This is a genomic window from Ruegeria lacuscaerulensis, from assembly GCF_013031245.1.
In the GTDB taxonomy this organism is placed as follows: Bacteria; Pseudomonadota; Alphaproteobacteria; order Rhodobacterales; family Rhodobacteraceae; genus Ruegeria; species Ruegeria lacuscaerulensis_C.
Genome location: NZ_WPZL01000005.1, coordinates 1 through 23,541, shown reverse-complemented (window position 1 = coordinate 23,541; position 23,541 = coordinate 1). Strand labels below are relative to the sequence as shown.

25 protein-coding genes and 1 pseudogene are annotated in these 23,541 nt (G+C 58.8%); 13 read left to right on the top strand and 13 right to left on the bottom strand.

The genetic code is table 11. The annotated features are described in order from the left end of the window. Window positions 1-5 precede the first annotated feature (5 nt). Genes GOX66_RS08320 through GOX66_RS08310 form a run of 3 tightly spaced genes read left to right on the top strand, consistent with a single transcriptional unit; the run spans window position 6 to window position 3,537 of the window. A complete protein-coding gene (locus GOX66_RS08320) occupies window positions 6-1,034 on the top strand; it encodes an ABC transporter permease (protein ID WP_170761512.1) in 1,029 nt (342 codons plus the stop codon). Further along, window positions 1,031-2,185: an ABC transporter permease gene (locus GOX66_RS08315; protein WP_170761510.1), complete on the top strand. Its 1,155-nt coding sequence runs from the start codon at window positions 1,031-1,033 to the stop codon at window positions 2,183-2,185. The genes GOX66_RS08320 and GOX66_RS08315 overlap by 4 nt, the downstream gene beginning before the upstream one ends. After that, window positions 2,182-3,537 carry a CoA transferase gene (locus GOX66_RS08310; RefSeq protein ID WP_170761508.1) on the top strand — a complete coding sequence of 452 codons (1,356 nt, stop codon included), beginning with the start codon at window positions 2,182-2,184 and terminating at the stop codon, window positions 3,535-3,537. Before GOX66_RS08315 ends, GOX66_RS08310 begins: the two co-directional genes overlap by 4 nt. Window positions 3,538-3,626: 89 nt before the next feature. On the opposite strand, the gene GOX66_RS08305 is transcribed toward GOX66_RS08310, so the two are convergent. Beyond that, window positions 3,627-6,020, bottom strand: coding sequence for a mechanosensitive ion channel family protein (locus GOX66_RS08305; protein WP_170761506.1), 2,394 nt, complete (start codon window positions 6,018-6,020; stop codon window positions 3,627-3,629). A gap of 373 nt (window positions 6,021-6,393) precedes the next feature. Between GOX66_RS08305 and GOX66_RS08300 the strand changes: the two genes are divergently transcribed. From GOX66_RS08300 to GOX66_RS08270, 7 genes are read left to right on the top strand one after another with little or no spacing between them, the layout of a single operon-like run. Beyond that, a complete protein-coding gene (locus GOX66_RS08300; protein WP_170761504.1) occupies window positions 6,394-7,608 on the top strand; it encodes a glycosyltransferase family protein in 1,215 nt (404 codons plus the stop codon). Next, window positions 7,605-8,852: a glycosyltransferase family 4 protein gene (locus GOX66_RS08295; protein ID WP_170761502.1), complete on the top strand. Its 1,248-nt coding sequence runs from the start codon at window positions 7,605-7,607 to the stop codon at window positions 8,850-8,852. The genes GOX66_RS08300 and GOX66_RS08295 overlap by 4 nt, the downstream gene beginning before the upstream one ends. Next, window positions 8,852-9,928: a glycosyltransferase family 4 protein gene (locus GOX66_RS08290; RefSeq protein WP_170761500.1), complete on the top strand. Its 1,077-nt coding sequence runs from the start codon at window positions 8,852-8,854 to the stop codon at window positions 9,926-9,928. Before GOX66_RS08295 ends, GOX66_RS08290 begins: the two co-directional genes overlap by 1 nt. After that, window positions 9,925-10,509 (top strand): histidine phosphatase family protein, encoded by a 585-nt coding sequence (locus GOX66_RS08285; protein WP_170761498.1) that lies wholly within the window; start codon window positions 9,925-9,927, stop codon window positions 10,507-10,509. Before GOX66_RS08290 ends, GOX66_RS08285 begins: the two co-directional genes overlap by 4 nt. Further along, the gene (locus tag GOX66_RS08280; protein ID WP_170761496.1) at window positions 10,506-11,645 is read left to right on the top strand and encodes a glycosyltransferase family protein; all 1,140 of its coding nucleotides are present in this window, start codon (window positions 10,506-10,508) and stop codon (window positions 11,643-11,645) included. Before GOX66_RS08285 ends, GOX66_RS08280 begins: the two co-directional genes overlap by 4 nt. Beyond that, the gene (locus GOX66_RS08275; RefSeq protein WP_170761494.1) at window positions 11,642-12,415 is read left to right on the top strand and encodes a polysaccharide deacetylase family protein; all 774 of its coding nucleotides are present in this window, start codon (window positions 11,642-11,644) and stop codon (window positions 12,413-12,415) included. The genes GOX66_RS08280 and GOX66_RS08275 overlap by 4 nt, the downstream gene beginning before the upstream one ends. Then, a complete protein-coding gene (locus GOX66_RS08270; RefSeq protein ID WP_170761492.1) occupies window positions 12,412-12,888 on the top strand; it encodes a class I SAM-dependent methyltransferase in 477 nt (158 codons plus the stop codon). Before GOX66_RS08275 ends, GOX66_RS08270 begins: the two co-directional genes overlap by 4 nt. Here the strand turns inward: GOX66_RS08270 and GOX66_RS08265 are convergent, their stop codons facing one another. Then, window positions 12,889-14,028, bottom strand: a complete 1,140-nt coding sequence (locus tag GOX66_RS08265; RefSeq protein WP_170761490.1) for an alpha-D-ribose 1-methylphosphonate 5-triphosphate diphosphatase — start codon at window positions 14,026-14,028, stop codon at window positions 12,889-12,891. A gap of 53 nt (window positions 14,029-14,081) precedes the next feature. Between GOX66_RS08265 and GOX66_RS08260 the strand changes: the two genes are divergently transcribed. Continuing rightward, window positions 14,082-14,765 carry a DUF1045 domain-containing protein gene (locus GOX66_RS08260; RefSeq protein ID WP_170761488.1) on the top strand — a complete coding sequence of 228 codons (684 nt, stop codon included), beginning with the start codon at window positions 14,082-14,084 and terminating at the stop codon, window positions 14,763-14,765. On the opposite strand, the gene GOX66_RS08255 is transcribed toward GOX66_RS08260, so the two are convergent. From GOX66_RS08255 to phnG, 8 genes are read right to left on the bottom strand one after another with little or no spacing between them, the layout of a single operon-like run. Next, the gene (locus GOX66_RS08255; RefSeq protein ID WP_170761486.1) at window positions 14,747-15,295 is read right to left on the bottom strand and encodes an AAA family ATPase; all 549 of its coding nucleotides are present in this window, start codon (window positions 15,293-15,295) and stop codon (window positions 14,747-14,749) included. The two genes, GOX66_RS08260 and GOX66_RS08255, sit on opposite strands and share 19 nt — an antisense overlap. Continuing rightward, on the bottom strand, window positions 15,292-15,975 hold the full coding sequence (gene phnL / locus GOX66_RS08250) for a phosphonate C-P lyase system protein PhnL (protein ID WP_170761484.1): 684 nt from the start codon (window positions 15,973-15,975) through the stop codon (window positions 15,292-15,294). The genes GOX66_RS08255 and phnL overlap by 4 nt, the downstream gene beginning before the upstream one ends. Before the next feature lie 24 nt (window positions 15,976-15,999). Beyond that, window positions 16,000-16,770 carry a phosphonate C-P lyase system protein PhnK gene (gene phnK, locus GOX66_RS08245; protein WP_170761482.1) on the bottom strand — a complete coding sequence of 257 codons (771 nt, stop codon included), beginning with the start codon at window positions 16,768-16,770 and terminating at the stop codon, window positions 16,000-16,002. Continuing rightward, the gene (locus GOX66_RS08240; RefSeq protein ID WP_170761480.1) at window positions 16,767-17,627 is read right to left on the bottom strand and encodes an alpha-D-ribose 1-methylphosphonate 5-phosphate C-P-lyase PhnJ; all 861 of its coding nucleotides are present in this window, start codon (window positions 17,625-17,627) and stop codon (window positions 16,767-16,769) included. The genes phnK and GOX66_RS08240 overlap by 4 nt, the downstream gene beginning before the upstream one ends. Beyond that, window positions 17,620-17,892, bottom strand: coding sequence for a hypothetical protein (locus GOX66_RS08235; protein ID WP_170761477.1), 273 nt, complete (start codon window positions 17,890-17,892; stop codon window positions 17,620-17,622). The genes GOX66_RS08240 and GOX66_RS08235 overlap by 8 nt, the downstream gene beginning before the upstream one ends. Then, on the bottom strand, window positions 17,889-18,980 hold the full coding sequence (locus GOX66_RS08230) for a carbon-phosphorus lyase complex subunit (RefSeq protein WP_170761475.1): 1,092 nt from the start codon (window positions 18,978-18,980) through the stop codon (window positions 17,889-17,891). The genes GOX66_RS08235 and GOX66_RS08230 overlap by 4 nt, the downstream gene beginning before the upstream one ends. A gap of 3 nt (window positions 18,981-18,983) precedes the next feature. Next, entirely contained in the window at window positions 18,984-19,559 is a 576-nt protein-coding gene (gene phnH, locus GOX66_RS08225; RefSeq protein ID WP_170761473.1) for a phosphonate C-P lyase system protein PhnH, read from the bottom strand. Continuing rightward, the gene (gene phnG, locus GOX66_RS08220) at window positions 19,556-20,017 is read right to left on the bottom strand and encodes a phosphonate C-P lyase system protein PhnG (RefSeq protein ID WP_170761471.1); all 462 of its coding nucleotides are present in this window, start codon (window positions 20,015-20,017) and stop codon (window positions 19,556-19,558) included. Before phnG ends, phnH begins: the two co-directional genes overlap by 4 nt. A gap of 103 nt (window positions 20,018-20,120) precedes the next feature. On the opposite strand from phnG, the gene phnF reads away from it, so the two are divergent. Continuing rightward, on the top strand, window positions 20,121-20,831 hold the full coding sequence (gene phnF / locus GOX66_RS08215) for a phosphonate metabolism transcriptional regulator PhnF (RefSeq protein WP_170761469.1): 711 nt from the start codon (window positions 20,121-20,123) through the stop codon (window positions 20,829-20,831). A 90-nt stretch (window positions 20,832-20,921) separates the two neighbouring features. On the opposite strand, the pseudogene GOX66_RS25765 reads toward phnF, so the two are convergent. After that, window positions 20,922-21,267: pseudogene (locus GOX66_RS25765) on the bottom strand (ATP-binding cassette domain-containing protein); the annotation flags it as partial. 185 nt (window positions 21,268-21,452) lie between these two features. On the opposite strand from GOX66_RS25765, the gene rpe reads away from it, so the two are divergent. Beyond that, on the top strand, window positions 21,453-22,139 hold the full coding sequence (gene rpe, locus GOX66_RS08205) for a ribulose-phosphate 3-epimerase (RefSeq protein ID WP_170761467.1): 687 nt from the start codon (window positions 21,453-21,455) through the stop codon (window positions 22,137-22,139). A 69-nt stretch (window positions 22,140-22,208) separates the two neighbouring features. Here rpe and GOX66_RS08200 read toward each other — a convergent pair whose 3' ends face one another. Both GOX66_RS08200 and GOX66_RS08195 read right to left on the bottom strand, forming a co-directional pair. Next, window positions 22,209-22,874, bottom strand: a complete 666-nt coding sequence (locus tag GOX66_RS08200) for a Crp/Fnr family transcriptional regulator (RefSeq protein ID WP_170761465.1) — start codon at window positions 22,872-22,874, stop codon at window positions 22,209-22,211. A gap of 205 nt (window positions 22,875-23,079) precedes the next feature. Then, window positions 23,080-23,259: a hypothetical protein gene (locus tag GOX66_RS08195; RefSeq protein ID WP_170761463.1), complete on the bottom strand. Its 180-nt coding sequence runs from the start codon at window positions 23,257-23,259 to the stop codon at window positions 23,080-23,082. Window positions 23,260-23,541 lie beyond the last annotated feature (282 nt).

The window sequence follows — 23,541 nt, the reverse complement described above, 5'->3', positions numbered from 1 at the left end:
GCCAAATGGTCATGCTGCGCTATGCGGTGTATCGCTTTTTCACGATGCTACTGACGCTGTTGGTGGTGTCGGTTCTGATCTTCGTGATCATTAACCTGCCGCCCGGCGATTATCTGAGCAACCAGATCGCAGAATTGCAGGCCTCGGGCCAGTCGGCCGGTGTAGCCAAGGCTGAGTTCCTGCGAACGGAATACGCGCTTGATCGCCCCATGTGGGAACAGTACCTGATCTGGATCGGGTTCTGGCCGGGCCCGCACGGGTTCGAGGGACTGCTGCAAGGAAACTATGGCTGGTCTTTCGAATTCGATCGCCCTGTCGCTGAAATTGTCGGTGATACCCTGTGGCTGACCGTGGTGGTCAACCTTGCAGCCATTCTTTTCGTTTACGCGGTTGCCCTGCCCCTTGGCGTTCTTGCCGCAGCGCGGTCACGGACTTGGATCGACTACACCTCTGCCTTCGTCGGATATCTCGGCCTGGCGACGCCAAACTTCCTGTTGGCATTGATCTTGTTTTATTACGGACATCGCTATTTCAACCTGCCTATTGGCGGTTTGATGGACCCGATGTTCGAAGGTATGCCGATGAGCTGGGAGAAGATGAAATCCATCCTGATCCACCTGATCGTTCCGACCTTCGTGATTGGCACCTCGGGCGCGTCAGCCATGATGCAGCGTCTGCGGGCCAACATGCTGGACGAGTTGGGTAAGCCCTATGTGGAAACCGCCATCGCCAAAGGCATGGCCCCGTCGCGAATGCTGACGAAATATCCGTTGCGCGTGGCCTTCAATCCCTTTGTCGCGGATATCGGGAACCTGCTGCCTTCGATGGTGTCAGGATCGGTTCTGGTTTCGGTCGTACTGGGCTTGCAAACCATTGGCCCGACACTGCTGACGGCGTTGAAAACACAGGATCAATTCCTTTCCGCTTTCATCCTGATGTTTGTGGCCCTGCTGACTCTGATCGGCACCATGATTTCCGACATCCTGCTGGTCATGCTGGACCCGCGCATTCGATATGAGGGGCGCGAAGCATGACGCAACACCCGGATGGTCGCTTCGTCGACGACGCCCCCTATGACCCGGATGCCGCGCTGCAGCAGTTGGAACGCGCCGACCTGGACGCGCCAAACTGGGTTCTGGTCTGGCGCAAGTTCAGGACACACAAGCTGGGCCTGATATCAGGTATTTTCTTGCTGCTCTGCTATCTGATGTTGCCCTTCGCTGGCTTCATCGCGCCCTATGGCCCGAATGAACGAAACGGAGAGCACCTGTACGCCCCACCCCAGAGCGTAAACTGGTTCCACGATGGCCAGTTCATCGGACCTTATGTCTATCCCATCGTGGCCGAAGCGGACCTTGAGACATTTCAATGGAAATTCGTACCCGACACCGAAGATCCGCGTCCGGTCCGATTCTTCTGCGAAGGCTCGGAATACAAGCTGGCCGGTCTGATCAAATCGGATACCCGCCTGTTCTGCGCGCCCGAGGGAGCGACGTTGTTCCTATGGGGTTCTGACCGTCTGGGCCGAGACGTGTTCAGCCGCATACTTTACGGCGCGCAACTGTCGCTGACTGTTGGTCTGATCGGCATTTCGGTTTCGTTTTTCCTTGGCATCCTGTTCGGATCGATGGCCGGGTATTTCGGTGGCAAAATCGACTGGGTCATCAACCGTGTGATCGAAATCCTGCGCTCACTGCCTGAATTGCCACTCTGGTTGGCGCTGTCCGCGGCCGTGCCGTCGAACTGGAGCCCGGTCGCGGTGTTCTTCATCATCTCGATCATCCTGGGGATTCTCGACTGGCCCGGTCTGGCACGATCCGTTCGCGCCAAATTCCTGTCGCTGCGAGAGGAAGAATACGTGCGCGCGGCCGAGATGATGGGCGCAAGCTCAGGTCGTGTCATCCGCAAACACCTGCTCCCCAACTTCATGTCGCATCTGATTGCCTCGGCTACATTGTCAATCCCGGCGATGATCCTTGGGGAAACCGCGCTCAGTTTCCTGGGGCTCGGCCTGCGGGCGCCTGCGGTCAGTTGGGGCGTCATGTTAAACGACGCGCAGAATCTGGCATCCATCGAGATTTACCCGTGGACGGCGATCCCGATGCTGCCGATCATCGTCGTCGTGCTGGCTTTCAACTTCCTTGGTGACGGGCTGCGCGACAGTCTGGACCCGTATCAGCAATGAGCCTGCTTTCCGCACTCCCAGCCTCAGACAGCTACAAGACATCGGGGACCGGTACGCGGCCCAGCGCATTCGCAGTGTCCGAACTGGCAACGGCCGGTTTCGCCGCCGTTGGTATGGAACTGGCGCGCCTTATCACCGCGCTGAATCTGGCACCCAGCGCACCAGACGTTTCAGTCGATCACAGGCTGGCTTCACTTTGGTTCGGGTTTTCGTTCAAACCGGATGGATGGGACATGCCGAGCCTTTGGGACGCCGTGGCCGGGGATTATCAAGCGTCAGATGGATGGATCAGACTGCACACCAACCTGCCGCATCATCGGGCCGCAGCCCTGAAAGTTCTGGGTGCAAAAGACGACAAGGAAGCCGTTTCCCAGGCTGTGAAGGAATGGGCCATCGCGGATCTGGAAGCGGCAATCGTCGCCAAAGGCGGCGTTGCCGCTGCAATGCGCAGTCGGGCGGACTGGCTGGATCACCCTCAGGGCCGGGCAGTATCCCGCGATCCGTTGATCGGCTGGCACAGCCCCAGGAAAATCACCCTGAGAGAACGCCCCGAAGCAACGGCCAATCGTCCACTGGCAGGCCTGCGCGTCCTCGACCTAACCCGCGTGCTGGCCGGGCCGGTCTCGACCCGGACCCTGGCTGGGTTCGGAGCCGAAGTCCTGCGCATTGACCCGCCCGGCTGGGACGAACCCGGCGTCATCCCGGACATTTCCCTAGGTAAGCACTGCGCTTACCTCGACCTGAAGTCACCCGCCGGGATGGAAAAGCTGCACGGTCTGTTGTCTCAGGCAGATGTCTTTGTCCACGGATACCGGCCCGGCGCATTGGATGCTCTTGGTCTGAACAAGGTCAAACGGGATGAGCTTGCCCCCAACAGGGTTGAGGTCGCCCTGAACGCCTATGGTTGGCAAGGGCCCTGGTCTACCCGGCGCGGCTTTGACAGCCTCGTTCAAATGAGCGCCGGGATCGCCGACGCTGGACGTGCATGGGCCAAGGCCGAAAAACCAACGCCACTGCCGGTCCAGGCACTGGATCATGCGACGGGGTATCTCATGGCGGCTGCGGTGCTGTCGGCCATGGCCGAAGCTGCATCTGGAAACTCGATCATGCACGCTCAACTGTCACTGGCCCGCACCGCCGAGTTGCTGGCGGCATTGGGAAAATCAGAAACTGGCGCAGACATCACGGAACCCACTCCGAAAGATTATGCTCAGGGCCTCGAATCTTCCGACTGGGGTCCGGGCCACCGCCTTAAGCCCGCGCTGGTCGTAGGAACAGCGCAGATGGCCTGGTCCATGCCCGCATCTAAACTTGGAACTGCCCAACCGACCTGGCCATCGCTACCGACCTGAGCCAACCGCCGCGCGAAACGCGCGGCCCGGCCCAACGCTTTGGTGGGCGTCGCGTCAGCGACGCATTCCAAAGGGGCGGGAGTACCCCCCTACCGATCATCGCCGCCGCCAGGGCCGATATCATCCAGATAGTCCTCGTCAATCGCAGCTTGTACTGCGCCGGTTACCGCTTCGCGCTCTTTGGGCGTCAGATCCTCGGTCTCTTTGCCATCCGCCAGACGAACCGTGACTTCGCGGTGCGCAAAACGGATACCTTCGCGCGCGAATAGCTCGCGTATTTCCTGATAGACCTTCTTGCGCACCAGCCATTGATCACCCGGCTTGGTCATGAATTTGACCCGGATGATCATCGCGGAATCCTGCATCTCGATCACACCCTGCGATTTCAGCGGCTGGATGAAGTTCTCACCGATCACCGGATCGCTCAGCAATTGCTGGCCGAGTTTCTTTATCAGCTTACGGACCTTTTCCACGTCGGTGTCATACGTCACCCGCAACGGCAGCTTCATGATCACCCAATCGCGGGAATAGTTGGTCAGAACCTTGATCTCTCCAAACGGGATGGTGTTCAACGCGCCCAGATGGTGGCGCAGTTGGAATGAACGGACCGATATCTTTTCTACCGTCCCTTTCACGTCCCCGATGTCGATATATTCTCCCTTGCGAAACGCGTCATCCATCAAGAAAAACGCGCCAGAAAATATATCGCGCACCAAAGTTTGCGAGCCAAAGCCAACGGCCAGACCCACGACACCGGCACCCGCGAACAACGGGCTGACATTGATGCCCAGCTCCATCAGCACAATCAGTACGATTGTAACGACGACCACAGCCAGTATTGCTCCGCGGAACAACGGCAGCAGCGTCGCCAGCCGACTTTGCCCGGCTTCACCCCCCTCATCGCCCAGCTCGGCCTCGGCTCCGCCATCATCGATTTCCTCGGCGATCTTCGTGTCGATCCAGATGCGGAAAAAATGGAACAGAATATACCCGATGAACAGGATGACCATCACGTCCAGGGCGCGTTCAACCGGCAGGTCTTCGCTCCAGCTGGCTTCGGGGTTCCAGATGACGACAAGCGCATAGAGCCCGACAACAAACGCCAGAATTCCTGCCACGCGACGAGCCAGATCCTCATATGTCAGGATCGAGTGCTTCCGCATTTCCGCCTCGGCTGTCTCTGCAGGTGTTTCTGCTTCTGCTTCCTGTTCCGCGTCGGCGTCGGCGTCGAAATTAATTTCCTCCATCTGGCGGTTGCGGTCGAAATAACGTTCCAGCAGGTAATTCATCGCCCCATAGGCGATGACCACCGACATGAAGATCGCATAGCTGCTGGCCACGATCGGAATCGAGTTCTCATTCTCAAGCACGAGATCGACAGCCAGCTTGAACCAGCTGAAAACGATATAAACGATCAAAACCGGCGCCCAGGCGTAAGAGATGAAGCGCGAAATCCAGGACACCTGATCCGCCGACCTGCCACCGCGGATTGCATTCGAAATGGCACGGGCGTTGAAAAGGATCATCAGCACATTGCCCAGCGCGCCGAACATGGTCAGACAGCCGTACACCATCGCATAGACGTTATAGTTCAGCCCAAAATCCGCGACCCAGGTTGCGAACAGCACGACCGAGATATCATAGGTCGCAAGGGCCGAAGCCCAGAAATACAATCGTTTTGCATCCCGGTCGGAAAACGGTGGCAGACGGTATTGGCTCAGATAGGGCGACAGCACCATCCGCCACAGATCCGATACCGTCCGCGACAGGAAATAGGCGGAGAAAATAGCCGTGACCGTGAACTGGATCGAGATATCTTCTGCCTCGCCAAAGAACAGATATCCCACGATCAATGCCATCAGCATGGCGAAAATCGTGGCCCCGACGCCCATGACAAAGCGAAAGACCAGAAACGGCATCTTCTCGCGATAACCCTGCGGGTTGTCCTTGGACCGCGCTACGACGAGCCTTCTGGCAATGCGCTTTCCGTAAATCTCGATTGACAGCCAGCGCCCCAACAGCAGGAACAGAATGTTCCAGATCAAAACCTCGACATAGGTCTGGATCCGGCCATCAGGGCTGGTCTGGCGCAGCACATACTGAACTTCGAAAATCGAATACGGCAAAGCCTCCAGCCGGGAGTTCATCGACTCGCGGAATCTTGAGAACCGCTCCTGCGCCTTCATCAACTGCGAGCCGTCGCCCATTGGATCATGCGTTCCAGCGGCGTCGGCTCCGGTGCCTTGCTGGCCACCTGAGGAAACGATCTGTCCTGCGCTGTCGATCACAATCACGCTTGCCCCGGCTTCGGTGGCGGCTTTTATCGCGGCTGCCAGTTCGCCGTCCTGGCTTGTACCGGTTTCAGCTTCCGAACCCGAACTGTACCCGGGGATCAGAGACGTTTGCGCCGCCGCTCCGGTAGCAATGGCCGCTGTAAACGCCCAGATCGTCAGGACTATTCCAACAAGAAGTTTGAGTTTCATCGGGTCTTCTATCCAATTCGCGTGCTGCACAACAGGTTATAGAAGCACTTGATCGTGTTCAAATCCTCCGCCTCTCGCTTCTTGATATCGGTACAGGTCGTGTTCCCTGTGCAATGGCCCTGATTAGACTGCTTGCAACCGCGAAAAAACTGAATATGACCAATCTGGTGAAATGTGTAGGGATGATGAGGTCAATGTCCGGTGAAAGGGGCCAAGGCAGCCTTGAAAACACCGTGGCTCAAGCTGTTGCCAATTCGCAATGATTGGTGAATTTGCATGATTTCAGAGCCCCCTTTGGCAAGCGGTCATAAAGAATATACGGTAACTGGTGTAAACGCGCGGATTTGCATCGAGAAACACGACAGGCGAAGGCATGAGCCTAGGATTACATAACGAGACAACCGGCCGGGCGCCGCGCATTTTGTTCTACAGTCACGATACGTTCGGGTTGGGTCATTTGCGCAGGTCACGTGCTTTGGCAGGCGCAATTACGCAGGCGAACCCGCAGGCTTCGGCACTGATCCTGACCGGATCGCCTGTAGCTGGTCGTTTTACATTTCCGCGCAGGGTTGACCATGTGCGCCTTCCAGGCGTGACAAAACGTGCCGACGGCTCGTATGCGGCACGGACGATCGGCATGGGAATCGAAGAGGTGACCGAGCTGCGCTCCGGGCTCATTCAGACTGCGGTCCAGCAATTTGAGCCGGATTTGCTGATCGTGGACAAGGAACCTACCGGCTTTCGCGGCGAATTGCTGCCCACATTGGAAAGCCTGCTGCGGTCGCAACGCACCAAGCTTGTTTTGGGCCTGCGCGACGTCTTGGACGAACCCGAGGTCCTTGCCGCCGAGTGGGAGCGGAAAGAAGCCGTCGCCGCTACCGAGAGATTCTATGACGAGATTTGGGTTTATGGATTGCGCTCAATCTACGACCCGACCAAGGGGCTGCCGCTCAGCCCTGCTGCACAGGCGCGCATCCACTGGACCGGCTACCTGCGCCGCGATCTGGGGCCGATAGGGGAACCGCCCGAGCAACCTTATATCCTGATTACGCCGGGCGGCGGAGGCGACGGCAAGGCGATGGTGAACCTTGTCCTGACCGCCTATGAAAAAGACCCCAACCTGTCGCCGCGCGCGGTGTTGGTTTACGGTCCTTTCCTATCTGGCGAATTGCGCGAGGAATTCGAGACCCGTGTCGCGGCACTGAACGGCCGGGTGACGGCAGTCGGCTTCGAATCCCAGATCGAAACGTTGTTTGCGGGCGCGGCCGGAGTGGTCTGTATGGGCGGCTACAACACGTTCTGCGAAGTTCTGTCCTTTGACAAACGCGCTGTCATCGTTCCGCGCACTACGCCGCGGCTGGAACAATGGATACGGGCGTCGCGCGCCGAAGGTCTGGGGCTCGTTCAAATGCTCGACGAATACCGCGACGGGTTGACGACAGATGCGATGATCCAGGCCATCCGCGACCTTCCACGCCAGCCTCTGCCGTCTCAGACAATGCGCGACGGGTTGCTTGACGGGCTGGATTACGTGACCGATCGCATTGACGCCCTGTTGAGCCCGGAACAGGAACGGGCCACCGGATGACTCCAAACCAGCCGAAACTGGCGGTGCTGGTCAAAGGTTGGCCGCGCCTGTCCGAGACGTTCATTGCTCAGGAACTGGTCGCCTTGCAGGAGGCGGGCCACAGCTTTGACATCTGGTCCCTGCGCCACCCGACGGACGTCAAACGCCACCCGCTGCACGACCGGTTCGAGGGGCAGGTGCATTACCTGCCCGAATATCTGTACCAGGAGCCGCAGCGCGTCTGGGCCGCGCGACGGGTTGCACAGAGCCTGCCCGGCTATGCCGAAGCCTATAAGGTCTGGCGCGCCGATTTGCGCCGCGATCCGACCCGCAACCGGATACGCCGTTTCGGTCAAGCCTGTGCGCTGGCCGCAGAATTGCCCGAAGTCACACGGGCGATGTACGCACATTTCATGCATACGCCGTCCTCAGTCGCGCGTTACGCTGCGATCATGCGCGGCCTGCCATGGAGCTTTTCAGCCCACGCCAAGGACATCTGGACCTCTCCGGAATGGGAAAAGACTGAAAAGCTGCAGGCGAACACCCACGGCGCGGCCTTTGGGGCAACCTGCACCGCTATCGGTGCCGATCACCTGCGCAGCCTGGCCGACGACCCCGCGCGGATCGAGTTGATCTATCATGGGCTTGACCTGGACCGCTTTCCCGCCCCGCCCGAGCGCGCAGCGCGTGCGCCGGACGGGCCTTTCCACATGCTGTCCGTTGGCCGTCTGGTCGAGAAAAAGGGGTTCGACCGTTTGATCGGCGCCTTTGCCATGTTGCCGGATGCACTCGACTGGCACTGGACGCATATCGGAGGAGGAACGCTCGGCGACGTTCTGCGCGACCGGGCCGAAGCAGCAGGGATTTCGCACCGGATCACTTGGAGAGGGGCTTGTGACCAGCCCGAAGTCATCGCGGCAATGCGTGTGGCTGACCTGTTTGTGCTGCCCAGCCGGGTCGCGGCGGACGGAGACCGCGACGGGTTGCCCAATGTGTTGATGGAGGCTGCCTCGCAGTTCCTGCCGATCCTGTCGACGCCCGTGTCCGCCATTCCGGAGTTCATTGAAACCGAAAAGCATGGGGTGCTGTCCGACGACGATCCTGCATCGCTGGCTGCTGCAATCTCCCGTTTGGCCGCGGACCCCGACAAAACGGCGACGATGGCTGCTGCAGCCTATGACCGCCTGATCTCGGACTTTCGCATGGACCCGGGTATCGCGCGTCTGTCCAAACGGTTGAGCGCCCTGGGCGCGGAAATAGACTAATGGCTCGTATCGCGTTTTACACTCCGATGAAATCGCCGGACAGCCCGGTGCCGTCGGGGGATCGCGAAATGGCGCGCAACCTGATGCAGGCGATCGGAGCGCAAGGAGATAAGGTCGAGCTTGTGTCCCGCCTGCGTGTTTACGACAAGCATGGCGATCCACAGGTACAAGACGCTTTGCGCACCGAGGCGGACGCAGAGGCGCAACGCCTGATCGCCGAATTGTCTTCCGACACGGCGCTTTGGGTGACCTACCACAACTATTACAAGGCGCCAGATTTGCTGGGGCCGCGTGTAAGCGCAGCCTGCAAAATTCCCTATGTCCAACTGGAAAGCACCCGAGCAACCAGCCGTCTGAACGGTCCCTGGGCCGGGTTTGCCAAATCAGCGCATGACGCCTGCGACGCGGCGCAACTGATTTTCTACCACACCGCCAATGACCTGATCACACTGGAGCGCGAGAAGTTCGGGGGTCAACGCCTTGTGGAACTGCCTCCGTTTTTGCCTGTTTCCGAATTGCCGCCAGCATCATCCTGCGATGGTCCCATGCTGAGTGTCGGCATGATGCGGCACGGCGACAAGCTGGCATCCTACGATATCCTTGCGCAGGCATTGCGACATCTGACTGGCGAGTGGGCCCTGAACATCGTCGGCGATGGCCCTGCCCGGTCCGAGGTCGAAGCCCTGATGGCGCCATTCGGCTCAAAAATCCGGTTTCTGGGGCAACTCGACCGCGACGCTTTGCAGGCAGTGTACCGAGAATCTTCACTTCTGGTCTGGCCCGGCGTCAATGAGGCCTATGGCATGATCTATCTGGAAGCGCAGGCCCACGGCCTGCCGGTTGTTGCACAGGACAGGCCGGGCGTAAGGGATGTTCTGACACTGTCTGATTATCCATCCGTTGACACTGGTCCCGAGGGTTTGGCGGCCAGGATGCGCACCTTACTGGATGACCTGCCCCTACGTCTGTCGCGGGGCAGAGATGCACGTGCACACGTGTCAAAGCGTCACCTGATGCCTGCGGCAACCGACCGGTTCTGGCAGGCGGCCCGACCACTGATGGAGCCCCTGCCATGAGCCAACTTGCCCTGCTTCGCCATGGTCACACGCATTGGAACCGCGCGGGTCGCATTCAGGGACGCAGCGATATTCCTCTGGACGACGATGCCCGTGCCGAACTGTCGGGAACTTTTCTGCCCTCGCCATGGGAGACTGCAACTCTCTGGTCCAGCCCTCTTCAACGGGCCAGCGAGACAGCGCGGCTTGTCGCCGGCCGCGATCCGTTGGTTTCGGACGCATTGACGGAAATGAACTGGGGAGAGTGGGAAGGTCTGCGTGGCGCCGATCTGATAACAGACCCGGATAGCGGATATCGTCATATCGAAGAGTGGAGCTGGGATTTCCGGCCTCCGAACGGCGAAAGCCCGGCAGAAGTCTGGACCCGCCTTCAACCGTGGCTCTCGGGGCTGAAAAGTGACACAGTAGCCGTATGCCACATCGGCATCATGCGGGTCATTCTGGCCCGCGCCTGGGGATGGGATTTCAATGGGCCTGCACCCTTCAAAATCAAACGCAACCGCCTCTATATCGTTGATTTGCCGCCCCTGAGGGTCCTGCCAGACCCTGTTCGCCTGCTGAGATCGGAGAAACCCGAATGAAGGTGATGATCGTCGTCACGCATCTGCTTGGCACCGGACATCTGAGCCGCGCCCTGACGCTGGGCCGGGCCTTTGTGCAGGATGGTCACGACACCTTTGTCATCTCCGGCGGGATGCCCGCGTCGCAGCTGGACAGTGCAGGGATGACACTGCTGGGATTACCCCCGCTGCGGTCAGACGGAACCGATTTCACCCGGCTTTTAACCCAAACGGGAGAAGTTGCAGACGCCCCCTATCTGAAAGCACGCGAGACTGCGTTGGTCGAGGCCATTCGGAGCTTTAGCCCGGATGTTCTGATTACGGAGCTGTTTCCTTTTGGCCGCCGATCTCTTGCTGCCGAGTTCAACGCCGCGCTGAAGGCAGCCCAAAACCTGCCACGCCGACCTGTCATTCTGGGTTCAATCAGGGACATTCTGGCACCGCCATCGAAACCGTCGAAGGCGGAACGCGCTGAAGAGATCGTGTGTCAGTTCTATGATGGTATCCTCGTCCATTCCGACCCAGACGTTGTACCGCTGGATGTCAGTTGGCCGGTTTCTGATCGTTTGAACCAACGCCTGTATTATACCGGGTTTGTTGCCCCTAAGGCTCCTGCTCCGCACCCCAATGAGGTGGGAAAAGGCGAAGTGTTGGTCAGCGCGGGCGGAGGATCGGTGGGCCAACCGATCTTTCAGGCGGCCATCAAGGCCGCCCGAAAGATGCCCAACAGGCGCTGGCGCCTGTTGGTGGGCGGACAGGACGCACAGGAGCGCATCACCCATCTGTCGCAATTCATTGGCGATGCCCCGGTAACACTGGAGCCGGTGCGCCCGGATTTCCGCCAGATGCTTCCCCTTGCCGCGGCCTCGGTCAGCATGTGTGGCTACAATACTGCCCTGGACATTCTGCAATCCGGCACTCCGGCCGTTTTCATCCCTTTTGACGATGGCAAGGAAGTCGAGCAGAGCCTGCGTGGCAAGAGCCTGTCGGAAATGCCCGCTATTGAAGTACTGCCCAGCAAGGACCTTGACGGTAACGCATTGGCGCGCGCCGTCGCGAAAGTCGTTTCGGCTGGTCCTCGCAGCGTGTCAGACCATGGCTTTGATGGGGCTGTAAAGTCGGTTGAAATTGCAAAAAGCCTGGTAGAGCGCACATGATTGCAGACTGGCGCCCTTTGGAAACTGAGCTTGAGATCTGGCAAGCGAAGGGGCTGCAATTGCCAGTGTGGTGGCGCGACGACGATGCAGCTACGAAAACTCCTCAGCTAGAAACTTTGGCCAGGCTGTCAGAAACGCTGGCGCTGCCCGTTCATCTTGCGATCATTCCCCGAGATAGCGAGGATGTATTGGCGGACTACGTCGAAATCCACACGAACCTGATCCCCGTGGTTCATGGCTGGGCGCACCTGAACCACGCACCCTTTGATGAAAAAAAATCCGAATTTCGGCTCCACAGGCCGATGGATGCAATCCTTACCGACGCGCGATCTGGTTTGGCGCGATTGCATAAGCTGTTTGGTGGCAGGCTTTGCCCGATGTTTGTTCCTCCCTGGAACCGCATTGCATCCGACGTGGTTCAGGAGTTACCCGGGGTCGGTTATCACTTCATCTCGACCGCGACCCCCCGAAAAACGCAATATCCCGTAGCCGGGCTGGAACAGGTAAACACCCATCTGGACCCGATCGATTGGCGTGGGACGCGCGGATTGGCCGCCCCGAACGCTCTTATCACCAAGACGGTGAACCTGCTGCGCGACCGGCGTGAGGGGAGCACCGACAACACTGAACCGTTTGGCGTATTGACCCACCACCTCGTCCATGATCAAGACATCTGGGCCTTTACTGACGACCTGCTGCGCAGACTTCTGGACGGGCCCGGTTTTGCCTGGGCAGCGACGAATATTGAACCAAGCGGGAGACCCGAATGAGTCGACTGGATTCCATGCTGCGCCGCCTGACGGCCCAACGCGACGGGTTGAACTGGGCGGTGGCTCAGATTTCGAATCTGACCGGTGACATTCTGGATATGGGCCTTGGCAACGGCCGCACTTACGACCACTTGCGGGAAATTCTGCCCGACCGGCGAATCTGGGTGATGGACCGGGTGCTGCAATGCCACCCGTCCAGCACCCCCCCTACCGAGGACTTTTTGCAGGGAGAGGCCGAACCCATGCTTGAAAAGCTGGCGACCGGCGGCCCAAGGATCGCAATGGCGCATTATGATTTCGGGCGCGGCATCAAGGATGAGGACGTGGCCGAGGCGGCGCGGCTCAGCCCTTTGATTGCTCGGGTTATGCTGCCCGGAGGGTTGCTGATCTCGGGCCAGCCTCTGGTGGGATTTGAACAGGTCAGAGGCCCGGATACGATCGCGCCCGACCGGTATTTGTTCTACAGGGCCTGATCACGATACGCGTCGTCCGCGCGACCAGATTCCATTCAGCGCCGGCACATCCCCTCGCATCCGGAACCGGATCACATCGGCGCGTGCACCGGCCCGCAATTCACCCCGGTCGCCCAAGCCAACAGCCTGCGCCGGGGACAAGGTAACTGTCCGCAGACCCCGGGCCAAATCGCCCCACATCTCACCCAAACGCACCGCCGACAACAAAAGCGCGGCGGGTACGTAATCCGAGGATAGAATGTCGAGATGATCCAGCTCGGCCAATTCCCGTGCCGCAACATTGCCGGAATGCGATCCGCCCCGGATCAAATTTGGCGCTCCCATCATCACCTTGATCCCGTGATCATGGCAGGCGCGAGCCGCCTCGACCGTGGTCGGAAACTCGGCCAGACGAATGCCATGACCGGCCGAGACGCGCACCTGTTCATCCGTCGTATCATCATGGCTTGCCAGCATCGCGCCAAAGCGTTGCGCCGCCTTCACGGTCTCGGCCTCATGCTTGTCGCCATTTCGATCCCGCATCGCCTTTAGATCCGCAACATGCTGCAGAAAACCGTCACCTTCCAACCCCAGCTTTCCTTTCAAATATCCCTCGAGCTTCGAGAGGTCGCGAAACTGCCGCTGTCCGGGCGTGTGATCCATGAGTGAGACCAACCCAACCCGATCTTCAGGCCCGAACTCGTCCAGTTCCTCGATAAGTGTCTCGGAACAGACTTCAGCCCGCAGGTGCAGGAAATGGCTGATCTTCAGCGCATCCTGCTCTCGCAGATGCCACAGCTCGCGGGACAGGCCACGCGCGTATTTTATGTAGCGCTGACCGGACGGGATTGAACCCACGCGCATCGCATCAAACACGGTGGTGATCCCGGTACTGGCCAATTCAGCGTCATGGGCCAGGATGGCTGCCGCGTGGGGCCAGTCGACCTTGGGGCGCGGCTGGATGTGCCGCTCAAGATTGTCAGTGTGTAACTCGACCAGACCGGGGCAAACAAATTCGCCTTCGCAATCGACCGCGCCAGCCGGAACTGTCCCACCGGTCGCGACCTCGGCAATCGTTTCGCCGACAATCCGTACGCTGCCTGTCACCGTTTCGTCCGGGAGCACAAGCGTGGCATTGGCAAGGATCATTTCTTCTGTCATCTGAAACTCGCACGGGTTGAGTTATTGGCGAAGGTCACCCACAGGAGGCCAATGTGACATTCACGCGATACGCGATCTATTTTGCACCGCCAGCCGGGGCTGAGTGGGCAAAATTTGCAACAAACTGGCTGGGCTGGGACATGGAAACCGGGCAAGAGGTTCCGCATCCGGCCATTGAAGGTATCGACGTTGCCTCTGTGACCGACGTACCGCGCAAATACGGGCTGCATGCGACGATGAAACCGCCTTTTCAGCTTCGATCGGGACAAACGATTGATGCGCTGACTGAGGCCTGCGCGCGGTTTGCCGAAACTCAGGCGCCTGTCACGCTGGACGGGCTTGAGGTCGCCCGGCTGGGGCGCTTTCTGGCCCTGCGCCCGTTGGGGGATGAGGCCGCGCTGAACGCGCTCGCAGCTGCCTGTGTGCGTGCTCTGGACAGCTTTCGCGCCCGAGTCACCGATGCCGAACTTGACCGTCGCCGTGCTGCTGGCCTGAGCGCTGAGCAGAACGCCAACCTTGCTCAGTGGGGGTATCCCTTTGTTATGGAGGCGTTTCGTTTTCACATCACGCTCAGCGGAAAACTGGACAAAGCGACACTGGCGACGGTTCAATCCGCGCTGCAATCGCGGCTTGCCCATCTGCTGCCTACACCGTTTAGGATCCATGATCTGGCCCTGATGGGTGAGGCTGAAGATGGGCGGTTTCACCTGATCCATCGCTACGCCCTTTCCGGCTGAAGCCTGGCGAGAATAACATCAATCGTCTCTTCCAGCGGCCCCGAGTTGTCGATCTCGATCACGCGGTTCAACCCGTCCGGCAAGGGGACTTTGGCGCGCTCAAGCCGCCGCGCCTGATCCGGCGCGCTTTCCCGCCCGCGCGCGGAAAGGCGGCGCGCCAGAACTTCCAGGTCGGCTGTCAGCGAGATTACGATCAGATCGCCAAACGCATCCTGCGCCTGCAGTAAAACGGATCGAGACAAGTTCACCAGCACCGCATCAGCGTTCTGACGAAGCTCCTCGATGCTCGTGGGCACACCGTAGAGCAAACCATGCGCAGGCCAGTGCAACGCAAAGGCGTTGTCCATAACCATCTGCCGGAATTTCTTCACAGACACATGATCGAATTCTTCCCCTTCTTCGCCGTCGGGACGTGTAATCACCCGGCGGGCTCGATAGATGTTCTGTGCACGTGCGACTATCGCCTTTATCACGCTGTCCTTGCCGACACCCGAAGGACCCACGACCGCTATGACCGGCGCGAGGCTCATTCGGCAACCTCCTGATTAAAGTCCGACACGTTGATCTCGCGATCGCATACCCGTTCCCGCGCTTCTATATCGTGGAAAATGCCAACAATCGCCGCGCCGCGTGCTTTGGCCTCTTCAATCAGCGTCAACACAGTTTCCCGGTTCTGCGTGTCCAGCGCGGCCGTGGGCTCATCCAACAGCATCACCGGATAGTCATGCGCAAAGCCGCGCGCTATGTTCACCCGCTGTTGTTCACCGCCTGAAAAGGTTGTGGGGCTGAGCAACCAAAGGCGCTCCGGGATGTTCAGCCTTGACAGCAAGCCTGCCGCCTTGCCCAGTGCCTCCTGACGGTCACAGCCAAGAGCCAGCAATGGCTCGGCCACCACCTCCAGCGTCGGTACACGCGGTACGACACGCAGGAACTGGCTGACATAGCCCAGCGTCTCGCGCCGCAGCGCCAGAATCTCTTGCGGCTCGGCTTTCGCGACATCCAGACCATCAACCAGAACCTGGCCCGACGCAGCCAAGAAATTACCATAGATCACCCGCATCATCGTCGATTTACCTGCCCCCGAAGCACCTGTCAGCGCAACGCATTCGCCGGGCACCACTTTCAACGAGGCACCTTCCATCACCGGGATTACAGCGCCGCCCTTATTGTGCAGGGTAAAGCGCTTGCTGACTTCGATAAGTTCAATCATCGCACTTCATCTTTTCATAAATACTCAAACCTGCAGAACGCTGGACACAAGCAACTGCGTATAGGCATGTTGTGGATCGTCCAGCACCTGATCGGTCAACCCGGCTTCAATCATGTGACCTTCCTTCATCACCATCAGCCGGTGCGCCAACAGGCGCGCAACGGCCAGATCATGAGTGACAATGATGGCGCTCAGCCCCAATTCACGCACCAACCCACGCAGCAGGTCCAGCAGCCGCGCCTGAACCGAGACATCCAGCCCGCCGGTCGGTTCATCCATGAACACCAGCCGAGGGCTCGTGACCAGATTGCGCGCGATCTGCAGGCGCTGTTGCATCCCACCGGAAAAGGTTGTGGGGCGGTCATCCACGCGGGTTTCGCTGATTTCGACGCGGCCCAGCCAGTCAATGGCCCGATCACGGATCGCGCCATAGTGGCGGTCGCCGACGGCCATCAGCCGCTCGCCAATATTGCCCCCGGCGCTGACCGACATGCGCAGCCCGTCGCGGGCGTTTTGATGTACAAAGGCCCAGTCGGTGCGACGCAGCATCCGCCGTTCAGGCTCGGACATGTTCACCGTATCCTCCGGACCGTCCGCGCGGGTGTCAAAGATCACCTGCCCCGCATCGGGTGCCAGATGTCCGGCCAGGCAATTAAGCAACGTTGACTTGCCCGAGCCGCTTTCGCCTACGATCCCCATTACTTCGCCAGGGTAGAGGTCAAAACTCACGTCCGCGCACCCAATCTGCGCGCCATAGCGTTTCCCGATGCCTTTGACCTGCAAAAGAGGTGTCATGCTGCGCCCTCCCCGGCCAGTCGGCCAACATGGCCTGCTGCACGCCGTGACCGGCAATAATCGGTGTCCGAGCAGACAAACATCCGGTTGCCCGTGTCATCCAAGATGACCTCGTCTAAATAGCTGTCTTCGGCCCCGCACAAGTCGCAAGGGTGATCGGCTTTGGTGGCCTCGAAAGGATAATCCTCGAAATCGAGGCTGACGACCTCGGTGTGCGGCGGCACTGCATATATCCGCTGCTCGCGCCCTGCCCCGAACAGCTGAATCGCGTCCATCTCAAGCTTTGGGTTGTCGAACTTTGGAATCGGTGACGGGTCCATCACATAGCGACCCGAGACCTTCACCGGATAGGCATAAGCGGTCGAGATCGCACCGTGTTGGCTGATATCCTCGTAAAGCTTCACATGCATCAGGCCATATTCCTCAAGGCTGTGCATCTTGCGCGTCTCGGTCTCGCGCGGCTCCAGAAAACGCAAAGGCTCCGGAATCGGCACCTGATAGACGATAATCTGATCCTCGCGCAACTTCGCCTCGGGGATACGGTGGCGGGTCTGGATCACCGTGGCCTTTTTAGTTTCCTCGGTCGTCTCGACGCCAGCGGTGATCTCAAAAAACTTGCGGATCGAGACAGCGTTGGTCGTATCATCCGCGCCCTGATCGATCACCTTGAAAGTATCCTCCGGCGTCAGCGTTGCAGCCGAAATCTGCACGCCACCGGTTCCCCAGCCATAGGGCATCGGCATTTCGCGGCTGGCAAAGGGCACCTGATAGCCAGGAACCGCTAGCCCCTTCAAGATGGCCCGACGGATCATGCGCTTGGTTTGTTCGTCCAAATATGCGAAATTATACTCATTCATTTTTTGTAACGTTTTGTTTTTTGGTGTTGTTGTGGACGTATTCCTGAGTTGTTTGTTCTTTTTCGTTCTTATAATTTATTTGATTTTGCATCGGGGACACGCCCGGCGACGGCGCAATGCCATACGACGAGACAAGACCGATCAATGGAGCGCCATCGGCACTTCGTCTCGTGACCCGGCCGCGTGCAAAAACTCGATTGAAGGGGGGCACCAGCAGGAAATCGCTTATGAAAACAGGGGGAACCGGTAGGGAAACGAGGCTCATTCCGCAACCTCTTTCGGTGAATTTCGTCCCTCAGCTTCACGGCGCAGTTTGCGGACCAGTTCCAGTTCGGATTGAAAGTCCACGTAATGCGGCAGCTTGATGTGTTCGAGGAACCCGGTGGCCTGAATGTTGTCCGCATGGCTGAGGACGAACTCTTCGTCCTGTGCCGGCGCGCCCAGATTGTCCTCGCCCAGCTCTTCCCAGCGCAGCGCCCGATCCAACAGCGCCATTGCGATGGACTTACGCTCTGACTGGCCGAAGACCAGCCCGTACCCGCGCGTGAACTGGGGCGGTTCGGTCTTGGAACCCTTGAATTGGTTCACCGTCTCGCATTCGGTCAGTTCTACTTCACCGATCTCAATGGCGAAGCCCAGTTCGGGAATATCCATTTCGACCGAAACCTTGCCGATCCGCAATTCACCCACGAAAGCATGGTTTCGCGCGTATCCCCGTTGGGTTGAGTAGGCCATGCCAAGCACAAACCCCTCATCCCCGCGCGCCAGCGATTGCAGGCGCAACGGGCGGTTTGACGGAAACTCCATCGGCTCACGTGTCAGATCGCCCGGCGCATCATCGCTGCGGGGCTCGTCCTGGATGATATTCTCGCCCCGCAGGAATTCAGTTATATGAAGTGTTGGGTCTTCGCACGGGGGGTTTTGCGGCGCGGGAGCGACCTCGCCATCGGCGGCCAGTTTAAAGTCCAGAAGGCGATGGGTGTAGTCGAAAGTCGATCCAAGCACCTGTCCGCCCGGCGCATCCTTGAACGTGGCCGAGATGCGGCGGTCACAGGCCATCTGGCCGGTTTCCATCGGTTTCGAATAGCCGAACCGGGGCAAGGTTGTTCGGTAAGCGCGGATCAGGAAGATCGCCTCGATCAGGTCACCACGCGCTTGTTTGATTGCCAGCGCGGCCAGTTCCGGGTCAAACAGGGACCCCTCGGCCATCACCCGGTTCACCGCAAGGCCCAGCTGCTCGCGGATCTGAGCGATGCTCAGCTCAGCCACGTCAGTCGAGCCACGCCGCTCCTCGGCCAACCAGGCATGGGCGTTTTCGATCGCCTTCTCGCCACCTTTAACGGCAACATACATCGTTCAGCCCTCCGCCCGGATCTGGGTACTGCGTGGCAGGGCAGCGACCTTGTCACCAGAGGTGAAAAAGAAATCGCAACCCAACGGATACTGCGCCGCGTTTTTTCGAAAAGCCGCGCCATCTGGCAATGACAGACGCGACGTGCCCCTTATCCCCGGCCCGCTCAGTTCCGCGCCTGTTTGTTGCAGGACATCGCACTCGACAATCAGCGTCGCAGAGCGGTCCGGATATTCTGCCGTCCCGATGCGGTACCTGCCCAGCGGTCCAAGCGCCTGCCAGGTCCCGACCGCAAAATCTGCATCCGACGCAGCAACGAATGGCGCGCCGGTATGGAAGGTCAGCCACTGGCGCACTGCATCCGTATCCGTCGCCCCGGCCAGATGCACCGTAGTGTCCGGATCGCAGAGCGTCAGCAGCAGCGTCCCAGCCGCCACTGACAAGGGTGCAGGCGGCTGGCTGCCGGACAGAGACCGAATTTCGCCCGGGCGCGCCATGACGGTCATGGCCACACGAAATGCATGGGCAGCATCAATCGGCGCGTTTTGGAATCCACCGGAGAACTGTATCTGCGCGTTCATCGATCCTCTCCCCGAACCATCGTGAAGAATTCGACCTTCGTGGCCGCAGCTTTCGCTGCGCGTGCCGTTTTGGCTTCCTGCATTTGCTGGCGGAGCGGTGCGAGCACGCGAGCGCGGATGACTTCTGCGGCCTCTGTCTGCATCAGTGCGTCGATCACAGCCGCCACCTCTGCCTTGGTTTTTGACCGACCCTGCACATAGCCATGCCCGACGGTGCCATCTTCAAGCACCAAGGAACAGCGTGTGACCGTCATTTCCCCAAGGTTGAACGGCGAACCAGTGCCACCGGTCCGTCCTCGGACCATGACGCCGCCTACCTCAGGTCTGCGCAACCATTCATAAGTAGGGTGGGCCTCATATTCTCCCCATAACGCCGTCAGCACCTCTTCCGGAACACGGGCCAACAGACCCATCCATTCCTGCCGCTTTGTATTCGCCAAAATTGTGTGATCTGCCATCAAAGCCTCTTGGCCAGGTTGTCCATATTTACTATACAACTAGACAAATAATACACCCCTGCGCGGCTTCACGCAATCTGTGACAATGTGAAAGATTGATGACATGAGCAAAACACCCGTCTGGAAAAGCATCGCGCTGGGCCTGACCTCGGAAATCGCGGAAGGTCGGTACAGCACTGGCGACAGGCTCCCGACCGAAGCACAGCTTGCGGCGCAACATGGTGTCAACCGGCATACTGTGCGCCGGGCATTGGCCGAAATGGCCGAACAGGGGCTGGTACGTCCGCGGCGTGGTGCGGGTGTGTTTGTCGCCGCCCGGCCAACCGATTACCCAATCGGAAAGCGCGTCAGATATCACAAGAATATTTCAGCCAGTGGTAAATTCCCGGGCAAAACGATCCTTTCGCTGACGACTCGTAAGGCGGACGAGGCCGAGGCCGAGGCTCTGCACCTCGAGCCAGGCGACAATGTCCATGTATACGATGGGCTTTCTTTGGCAGACGGGCAGCCGATTGGATTGTTCCAAAGCGTCTTTCCTGCAGATCGACTGCCTGACATCCTCGCTGCGTTGTCGGACACGCAATCGGTTACCAAAGCGCTGCAACGATGCGGCGTCGAAGACTATACACGCGTTTCAACCCGCCTGACCGCCCGAGCCGCGACGGCGACACAGGCACTGCATTTGCAGATTAGCGAAGGTGCCCCGGTGCTGTTTTCTATTGGGATCAACGTCGGTCCGGCCGGCGAACCAGTGGAATATGGCCGCACTGTCTTTGCGGGTGAGCGGGTTACGCTTACGATCGACGAAGATTAAATCCGGGATCCTCCTTCCCGTCACCATCACCCTTTGCGTCGTCCCAGTAATTCACCGAGCAGTACAGACATTGGTGAAGACGCGTTTTTTCATCGGAAACAGATTGAACATCAGGACGGCGTCTTGTGACGCTCCAGCGTGCCGTGCAGCACGTTCGACACCACATCCATGCGCGGCACCAGATTGAACTGCTGGAAGATCATCGCGCAATCGGTTCGCAATGGACGTTTCTCACGACCTTTCAGCTTTGCAACGCCGTGGCTTTCGAAAAAGATCTGACTTCGGAGGCGCCCGTCAGGCGATGGAACATCCGCAACAGTGTCAACTTACCCGCGCCAGACAGGCCAATGATCCCGATCATGCAAGGATTACGCACATCCAGCGTCGCGATGTCCACGGCCACATTGTCATCAAAGCGATTGGTCAGTTTATCAATTCCAAGTGCGTGCTACCCCCAATCGTACAGGCATTCAGCTGCAGACACCGTTCAACGGGCATGTGTCGATTGCGTGAACGTTAAGTAAACGTACCGGGGGTGCAGTGTCGCTGTCAGAGGGGCCTACCCATTGGTGTCCATCGCAGGTATATGCGGGCCGACTCCATTTTGATACGAGGCCACCCATGAGCTTTGACCGCAGCATCAAGATCGCCCCGTCGATCCTGTCCGCCGATTTCGCTAATTTCGGCGCCGAGATTCAGGCGATCGAGGCACAGGGTGCCGATTGGGTCCATGTGGACGTCATGGATGGGCATTTCGTACCGAACCTGACTTTCGGCCCACCCGCCGTCAAAGCGTTCCGCCCGCACGTCAAAACCGTGATGGACGTGCACCTGATGATCACGCCGGTCGATCCCTACATTCAGGCTTATGCCGATGCTGGTGCCGACATCCTGACCGCGCATCTCGAGGCTGGGCCGCACACGCATCGCACGCTGCAGGCCATTCGAGCAGCCGGGATGAAAGCGGGCGTTGCCCTGAACCCCGGCACTCCTGCCGAAGCGGTCGAGCATCTGCTGGACCTGACCGATCTCGTCTGCGTCATGACCGTGAACCCGGGCTTTGGCGGCCAGAAGTTCATCGACATGACCGGCAAGGTGCGCCGATTGCGCGACATGATCGGGGATCGCCCGGTGCATATCGAAATCGACGGCGGAGTTGATCCCGAGACCGCGCCTCTGGTCGCAGCAGCGGGGGCAGATGTACTGGTGGCCGGTTCCGCAGTATTCAAAGGTGGATCGGTCGAAAACCCCGGCGTTTACGGCGACAACATAAGAGCCGTTCGGGCCGCCGCGGAATCCGCGCTTTAGGTACACTGCAAATGCTATCAGCTTCCGGCTTGCTCACGCAGGGCGGACATTCGATTTGAAACCAGTAGCCTAAGAACTCTGCAACCTGGCGGTTTGCAGGAAGCGAGAGATTTCGAGTCCGAGGCTGGCTTCTATCGAAATCTCCAGTTCAGGTTGCTTTTGAAGTTCCGTGCTCAGGTGCGGCCGGCTCCATGTAATGACGCGAGAAGGCTTCAGGGCCGTGACAGTCACCGGTGCCTTGAATCCTTCATCTTTGCTAAGAAACGCCGTTCCGCCAAGAAATCGACCCTCGCCCAGAGTGTCGATACGGTTTTCGTCCATGTCAACGCCGAACGCACCTTCCACGATGAGTGACAGGCTTTGAACGCTTTCACCCTGCACCAAAACCCTGGTCCCGGCCGGGACGGTTTCCGAGGCACCCATTCTGAGAAGGTTAAAGGCATCCTGCTCGGAAAAATTGCGCAACGCAGTTTCGTAAAGATGCCGCTCGGTGTCGGTGAACGGCGCCGGGCGGCGTTCAAGCAAAAGACGCACGATCCAAAAGATGTTAATGCCCGTGAAAAACAGGTTCCATCCTATCGGAGCCCAGAGCGGTGAACTTTGCAGATAGTAATATGGCAGCAAGATGAGCGCTCCGATCACAGACAGAACGCGCAGCCAAAAGATGTCCCTTACAGAATAGGATATCAGGTAAAAGACATTTGCCGCATTTACCAAAAGGTCCAGTCCCACCATGCCCTTACCTCATAAGCCATGCGCGCTGAACAATGTCAGCAGCGCGTTCAATGATGCATGTTGAGATTAGCCGCCCATTCACCCTCAGTGGAAGGTTTCTGAGCGGTTCCTGATCAGGAATGTCGGAAAGCGGAAGTGCGGCGATCCGTCGGCTGCAGCCGCCCAAAACCATAATCCAGATCGCGGCGACGTCGAACGGTGGAACTCAGTCCCGTTCAGGCAAATGGACTACCCGGTCTTCATGGCGGTGACTCTCTCGGCGAGGATCGGCTACGCCATCCCCGTCAACTTGATCATCCTCGCTCAGGATAGCCGTCCGCATATCGTCCAGATCTTTGCTGTGCAGTATTCGCGTGCTGTAATTTACGAACTGAAGGCCGAACATAATTTACTCCTTTTTCTGACAACCCGGTGCGTCGGCCATCGTGTCAGGTGAGCCGTCAACGCATTTAAGCGGGTGCGTTTTCAACAAAAAAAACAGATCGCGCTGTTCAGCCCTTTTTCGGACCTGCGTTCCGCACTTCTTGTTTCAAGGGTAAATTAGACCAGGCTTTTTTCATTTAGGTGGAGACCGGATTAAACCGATTTAACGGCACAGCGACCTTTCAAACAAAAAAAGGGCGTCCCGAGGGACGCCCTTTCCACAAGTTCTCGCGGGTGCGAATTA

Excerpts from the sequence above, each read along its gene's own strand:
- GOX66_RS08320 (WP_170761512.1), top strand. The coding sequence starts at position 6 with ATGGTCATGCTGCGCTATGCGGTGTATCGCTTTTTCACGATGCTACTG.
- GOX66_RS08315 (WP_170761510.1), top strand. The coding sequence starts at position 1,031 with ATGACGCAACACCCGGATGGTCGCTTCGTCGACGACGCCCCCTATGAC.
- GOX66_RS08310 (WP_170761508.1), top strand. The coding sequence starts at position 2,182 with ATGAGCCTGCTTTCCGCACTCCCAGCCTCAGACAGCTACAAGACATCG.
- GOX66_RS08305 (WP_170761506.1), bottom strand. The coding sequence starts at position 6,020 with ATGAAACTCAAACTTCTTGTTGGAATAGTCCTGACGATCTGGGCGTTT.
- GOX66_RS08300 (WP_170761504.1), top strand. The coding sequence starts at position 6,394 with ATGAGCCTAGGATTACATAACGAGACAACCGGCCGGGCGCCGCGCATT.
- GOX66_RS08295 (WP_170761502.1), top strand. The coding sequence starts at position 7,605 with ATGACTCCAAACCAGCCGAAACTGGCGGTGCTGGTCAAAGGTTGGCCG.
- GOX66_RS08290 (WP_170761500.1), top strand. The coding sequence starts at position 8,852 with ATGGCTCGTATCGCGTTTTACACTCCGATGAAATCGCCGGACAGCCCG.
- GOX66_RS08285 (WP_170761498.1), top strand. The coding sequence starts at position 9,925 with ATGAGCCAACTTGCCCTGCTTCGCCATGGTCACACGCATTGGAACCGC.
- GOX66_RS08280 (WP_170761496.1), top strand. The coding sequence starts at position 10,506 with ATGAAGGTGATGATCGTCGTCACGCATCTGCTTGGCACCGGACATCTG.
- GOX66_RS08275 (WP_170761494.1), top strand. The coding sequence starts at position 11,642 with ATGATTGCAGACTGGCGCCCTTTGGAAACTGAGCTTGAGATCTGGCAA.
- GOX66_RS08270 (WP_170761492.1), top strand. The coding sequence starts at position 12,412 with ATGAGTCGACTGGATTCCATGCTGCGCCGCCTGACGGCCCAACGCGAC.
- GOX66_RS08265 (WP_170761490.1), bottom strand. The coding sequence starts at position 14,028 with ATGACAGAAGAAATGATCCTTGCCAATGCCACGCTTGTGCTCCCGGAC.
- GOX66_RS08255 (WP_170761486.1), bottom strand. The coding sequence starts at position 15,295 with ATGAGCCTCGCGCCGGTCATAGCGGTCGTGGGTCCTTCGGGTGTCGGC.
- phnL (WP_170761484.1), bottom strand. The coding sequence starts at position 15,975 with ATGATTGAACTTATCGAAGTCAGCAAGCGCTTTACCCTGCACAATAAG.
- phnK (WP_170761482.1), bottom strand. The coding sequence starts at position 16,770 with ATGACACCTCTTTTGCAGGTCAAAGGCATCGGGAAACGCTATGGCGCG.
- GOX66_RS08240 (WP_170761480.1), bottom strand. The coding sequence starts at position 17,627 with ATGAATGAGTATAATTTCGCATATTTGGACGAACAAACCAAGCGCATG.
- GOX66_RS08235 (WP_170761477.1), bottom strand. The coding sequence starts at position 17,892 with ATGAGCCTCGTTTCCCTACCGGTTCCCCCTGTTTTCATAAGCGATTTC.
- GOX66_RS08230 (WP_170761475.1), bottom strand. The coding sequence starts at position 18,980 with ATGTATGTTGCCGTTAAAGGTGGCGAGAAGGCGATCGAAAACGCCCAT.
- phnH (WP_170761473.1), bottom strand. The coding sequence starts at position 19,559 with ATGAACGCGCAGATACAGTTCTCCGGTGGATTCCAAAACGCGCCGATT.
- phnG (WP_170761471.1), bottom strand. The coding sequence starts at position 20,017 with ATGGCAGATCACACAATTTTGGCGAATACAAAGCGGCAGGAATGGATG.
- phnF (WP_170761469.1), top strand. The coding sequence starts at position 20,121 with ATGAGCAAAACACCCGTCTGGAAAAGCATCGCGCTGGGCCTGACCTCG.
- rpe (WP_170761467.1), top strand. The coding sequence starts at position 21,453 with ATGAGCTTTGACCGCAGCATCAAGATCGCCCCGTCGATCCTGTCCGCC.
- GOX66_RS08200 (WP_170761465.1), bottom strand. The coding sequence starts at position 22,874 with ATGGTGGGACTGGACCTTTTGGTAAATGCGGCAAATGTCTTTTACCTG.
- GOX66_RS08195 (WP_170761463.1), bottom strand. The coding sequence starts at position 23,259 with ATGTTCGGCCTTCAGTTCGTAAATTACAGCACGCGAATACTGCACAGC.